4 protein-coding genes are annotated in these 4,820 nt (G+C 69.1%); all 4 read right to left on the reverse strand.

The genetic code is table 11. The features are described 5' to 3' along the window. Nucleotides 1-135: 135 nt before the first annotated feature. The 4 genes from D7V77_RS40255 to D7V77_RS40270 all read right to left on the reverse strand — a co-directional run bounded on the left by D7V77_RS40255 (nt 136) and on the right by D7V77_RS40270 (nt 4,642). Complete coding sequence (locus D7V77_RS40255; protein ID WP_120581482.1) at nt 136-1,017, reverse strand: PDZ domain-containing protein; 882 nt, start codon at nt 1,015-1,017, stop codon at nt 136-138. A 36-nt stretch (nt 1,018-1,053) separates the two neighbouring features. Continuing rightward, entirely contained in the window at nt 1,054-3,216 is a 2,163-nt protein-coding gene (locus D7V77_RS40260; RefSeq protein ID WP_233597524.1) for a DUF4082 domain-containing protein, read from the reverse strand. Between the two features lie 144 nt (nt 3,217-3,360). Then, the gene (locus tag D7V77_RS40265; protein ID WP_147452323.1) at nt 3,361-4,002 is read right to left on the reverse strand and encodes a hypothetical protein; all 642 of its coding nucleotides are present in this window, start codon (nt 4,000-4,002) and stop codon (nt 3,361-3,363) included. Nucleotides 4,003-4,117: 115 nt separating this feature from the next. After that, nucleotides 4,118-4,642 (reverse strand): DUF2007 domain-containing protein, encoded by a 525-nt coding sequence (locus D7V77_RS40270; RefSeq protein WP_158624582.1) that lies wholly within the window; start codon nt 4,640-4,642, stop codon nt 4,118-4,120. Nucleotides 4,643-4,820 lie beyond the last annotated feature (178 nt).

Raw genomic sequence — 4,820 nt, forward strand, 5'->3', positions numbered from 1 at the left:
GCCCTTGAGCAATCGGAGCACAGCCTCCTTCTTCCGCTTCGCCGAGAACCGACCGCGCTCCGCCGTCCTGTCCTGCTTCTGTTGCTTCTTCACATCCACCTCGCGAGGGGGAGGTTATTCCCCCAGATAGGTGTCTCAAGAAATCCTGGGGCGGAGGAGGGACAGCTTCACCGGGAGGGATTGCTGGAGGACAGGCTCGTCCTTGCACGACAGCTCCGCGCGCAGCGTCACCGCCAGCGACGACTTCCCCGAGGCACAGGCCCGGGTGAGGTCACGGACGGACCACAGCGGCAGGTCGAAGGTGAAGTCCTGCCCGGTGGACGCGGAGTCTGTGGCGGGCTGGAACGTCCGGGGCAAGCCCTTGCCCGGGCCGTTAAGCACCACCTTCTCCAGCCGGTCGGGACACCGCGCGTCCAGGGTGAGCTCGGGGTGGATCCACAGCCCGGTGAAGCCGCCTCCGTCGACGGACCGCAGCTGGCCGCCCTTCACCCAGGCCTCGCTCTGGTGGCGGAGCTCGAGGCCCGGCTTCTCTCGCGGCGTCCGGTGTAGTTCCCGCAGGCGCCGGGCTTCGTGCCGTTGCTGCTGGAGGAGCGACAGACGGGCGCGCTTCTCCGGGGGGAGGGGGAAGCCGGGGAACTCCTCGTCGGGACGCGGCTCATCGCGCTTGAGGCCGATGTAGCGGCCGTCCTCGCGCGTGTTCCCCACGAAGAGCAGGAGCGGTTCATCCCAGGTGGCGATGAGCGCGTCGTGCAGGTCCGTCTGGCCCAGCTGCTCGATGGGACCTCGCGCGAACGTCCGCTCCGGTGACTCGATGCGCAGGATGCGCATGCCGGGCGTCAGCTTCGCCTGGTCGGCCGGCTTTCCTGGCACCACCTGCGTGATGGTCACTGCCTTGCCGTCGGACTGGACGGTGAACCCGGAGGGCTCCACCGCGACGGAGAATGGCGCCGCCGCGAGGAGCCACGTGGTGGCGAACAGGGACGTCGCTGCACTCAGGAGCAGGGGAGCGGCGGGCATCCGTGAAGCATACCCGCCCTCCCATGCGTCACGTGCTCAGGGCCGGGGCGACAGCTCCAGGTTGTCGAAGTTCGTGTCCCAGCCGTTGGACGTCGTCAGCGTGAAGACCGTGCAGGGCTGCGTCCAGGTGGGCACCACGTGCGTCACCTGGCCCGCCGTCAGCGGGAAGGTGAGGCTGGGCAGGTCGATGCAGCTCAGGGTGAGCGTGGCGCCCGTGTCCCACGTGAAGGCATCCAGGCCCAGGACGCGGCGCTGGCCGAAGATGGACAGGTTGGCCTGGGTGAGACCACCTCCGTTGAAGGAGATGCTCTTCGTGTCGAACCCGCCCCACGGCGACGCGATGTACCAGCGGTTGAGACCGAAGTGGATGGGGCCGTGCGGGCCGTTGAAGGTCTCATCCGCGCCGGGGAAGGAGTCGAAGGTGACGAGGTTCGTGGACGGGCCCACGGGGATGGCCAGCGCGTGCGTGTTGTTGCCGGGCACGAAGTCCGTCTCCGAAGAGGAGATGGTGGCCTGGCTGGTGAACGTCCCGGCACTGAAGGGGATGGCCTCCACGTGGACGGTGAAGCTCGCGCCCGGCGCCAGGGTGGGGGCGCCACACTGCAGGTCACTGAAGAACCCGCAGTGCCCACCGTTCACCGGCGGAGCGTTCGCCGAGTAGAAGAAGTAGTTCAAGCCCGCGGGGATCGGGACGTCGAGCACGACGTTGGTGGCGGTCGCCGGGCCATTGTTCGTCACGGTGATGTCGTAGAAGAGCACGTCACCGTTGGCGCCAGTGCCGTCAGAGAATGACTGCGTCACGGCCAGGTCCACCGTCGCGGGACCGCTGGGCTCCGAGGGGACGAACGTCACGTCCACCCAGAAGTTGGTGTTGAGCCACGCCTCCGTGGGGAATGCGCTGCCGTTGAGGTTGCGAACGCCGTTGCCGCTGGCCTCCAGGGTGGAGGGCGCGTGCAGCGGGGGCATGTCCACGCCCGCGGTGCTGAAGTAGTACGGGGTGATGGCGTAGCGCCCGCCAGTGGCGAAGTACGACACGACGTAGGTCGTGTTCGCGGCCAGGCTCACGGGCGTGGAGAAGGACAGCTCGCGCCAGCCGAAGCCCGTCTCCGCGGGCGTCGTCTCCGTGGTGGCCAGCAGCGTGCCGGAGGCGCTCCACAGGTGGCCCACGTGCGGGCCGGTGTCGGTGCTGCCCTTGTAGTAACGGACCTTCGTCACCGTGCCCGCCACGTCGGTGCGGAACTTCACGCCGACCTCCGTGGGGGTGGCGTCGGCGTTCTCGAACTGCGGGTCGCCCGTCACGCTGTTCCACAGGCTGCAGGGGTTGCAGGCCATGTTCGGGAGCGTGGTGGCGTTGATGACCGTGGAGGACGCGCTGAGGTTGCCGGCGGCGTCACGGCCGCGCACGGCGTAGTTGTACCCGGTGGAGGGCGTCAGACCGGTGTCGCGGTAGCGCACGGTGGTGCCGGGCAGCTCCGCGATGAGCTCGTTGTTCCGGTACACCAGGTGCCAGCGGGCGTTGCCCTGCACCTCACCACTGCCGTCCACGGACGCGTACCAGGTCAGGTCGATGGCGGTGGACGAGCTGGGCAGCGCGGTGACGTTGGTGGGCGCGCGCGGCGCCGTGGTGTCATTGGCCTGGAAGGCCACGTCCACCCAGTAGTTGCTCGCGTTGAACGAGCTGGTGGGGAAGCCGCTGGTGCCGTAGCGATAGAGGCCGTTGTTGGACGCCTCGGCGTGCAGGGGCGGCGCATCCAGCGCGGACGCGAAGCCGTTGCTCGTCACGGCGTAGTGCCCCGCGGGCGCGTGATACGAGACAACGTAGTTCGTGTCGGCGGCGATGGTGACCGGCGAGGCGAAGCGCACCTCCTGCCAGCCGGAGGCCGTCTCGTCCTGGAAGGTGGCGGTGGCCATCAGCGAACCGGACGCCGTCCACAGGCTGCCGGTGTGCGTGCCCGTGTTGCCCGCGCCCTTGTAGAAGCGCACGCCCATGATCCGTCCCGGAGCGTCGCTGCGGAAGCGAACACCCAGCTCCACCGCGCCGCTGTCGTCCGCGGCCGTCACGGCCGGAAGCGCGGTGGTGCCCAGGAGCGACCGCTCACCGGCCAGCAGCGGCTGCGCGGCGGACGCGGCCTCCGGTGTCTCCTGGGTGGGCGGCTCCGCGGGAGCACAGCCCGCCTGAATCCATGTGAAACCCAGCACGAATGTCGTGACCCAGCGTGATGCATGTCGAAGCACGTCGGACTCCTGGTATGAGAAAACCGACGGTGGCTTCGCATGGTGTCAACATGAAATCCATGTATTCCATGGATGGTTGACATTTCTCGCGTGGCTGACGGCAAAAGGTCAGGGTCCCCGAGACAATTCCGCCAGGAATTGAAACAGCTCCGTTTGTTCATGGGGTCGTACCAGCAACCACGTGTGGCCCTGTCCGGGGACCTCGCGCGAATCCAACCTCAGCCCGGCGGCACGCCAGGATTCGAGCGCCGTCCGCCAGAGGGGCGCGCTGCCATCCCGCTCTCCGATGAATGACAGGAGGGGCACCCTCGCGTGCGCGGCGCTCCGGGGCGGGTTGTATTCATCGCCGCGAGACAAGCGGGGTGCGCCCGCAATCAGCACCAACGCGCGAAAGGCGTCGGGGCGCGCGGCCCACAGCTCGAGCGCCATCTGCGCGCCCGCGCTGAATCCCAGCAGCACGGGCCGTTCCGCATCCACGCCGGGGACGCGAGCCACCTCCGGCAGCGTGCCGAGCATCACCCGGTTCGCGTCCGCGCCGCTCCATCCCTGCGCGTGCTCACGGGGGAACGTCAGCAGCGCGTATCCCTGAGTGGCGAAGGCGTTGGCCAGGGGCTCCACCAGCGTCAGGCCATCCGTGCCCGTCGGGTGCAGCCACACCACCAGCCGGTGCGGGTGGTCCGGGGTGGCCTTTCCGGAGACGAAGAGGCGGTAGGGCAGGCCGTTCTCGGGAGCGCCTGTCCGCGTTGGCATGACAGCCACCCCGGGCGTGCGAGGCACGGGGAGCGCGGAGGCGCACGCGGTGGCCAGGGCCAGGGTCAGGGCGGCGAAGCGAACACGAGAGCCCAATGCCAGACACCTTCTGGGTTCAGTTCAGCAGGGCGTTGAGGGTGCTCGCCAGCAGGAGGAGGAAGGGCGGGCCGAAGAGGAAGAGGAGGATCAGCCATGCGACGACCTTGCGCTTCCGGCCGCGCTGGACCTGGGCGCCCGAACCCTTGCGGTCCGCGCAGTCCTCACACACGCCGGTGGTGGCGCCATCGCAGCTCGCGCACAGGAAGGTGCCGCACCGCTCACAGGTCCGCGTGGCGCGCTGGCCGTGCACCGCGCAGTGCGCCTCCTCGGAATCGGGGTCCGGCGTCGCGGTGGGACCGGTCCCGCCGGGCTCCTCCTGCGGCACGCTCCGGAGCAATTCACGGGCGCGCTCCAGCTCCCCGGAGGGGATCAGCACCCGCAGCTCGATGAAGGCCCCGGCCACGCCCAGCATGGAGCGGTGCTGCTCTCCCTGGACGAGGCACGGGATGCCGTTCGCTTCGAGCAGCGCCCGCACGAGCGCGGCCTCGGACTCGTCGCCGCAGGTCGTGAGCAGTTGGAAGTCGCGATCGGGGATTCCCAAGAAGGGCTCCGGCGGGGCCCCTCGGGGGCCTGTAGGCATTGGATGCACACGAGTCTCGCGTAGGACGGAAGCCCCGGGCAAACGGGCCGTTCCTCCTCTGGGCGGCACCGTTCCTTCACGCTCCGCGAAGGAACTTCCACTGTCGGACATCCGCCGGGGCGCGGGCTGGGCTCGGGGG

This window comes from Corallococcus sp. CA041A, assembly GCF_003612075.1.
GTDB classification, from domain to species: Bacteria; Myxococcota; Myxococcia; order Myxococcales; family Myxococcaceae; genus Corallococcus; species Corallococcus exiguus.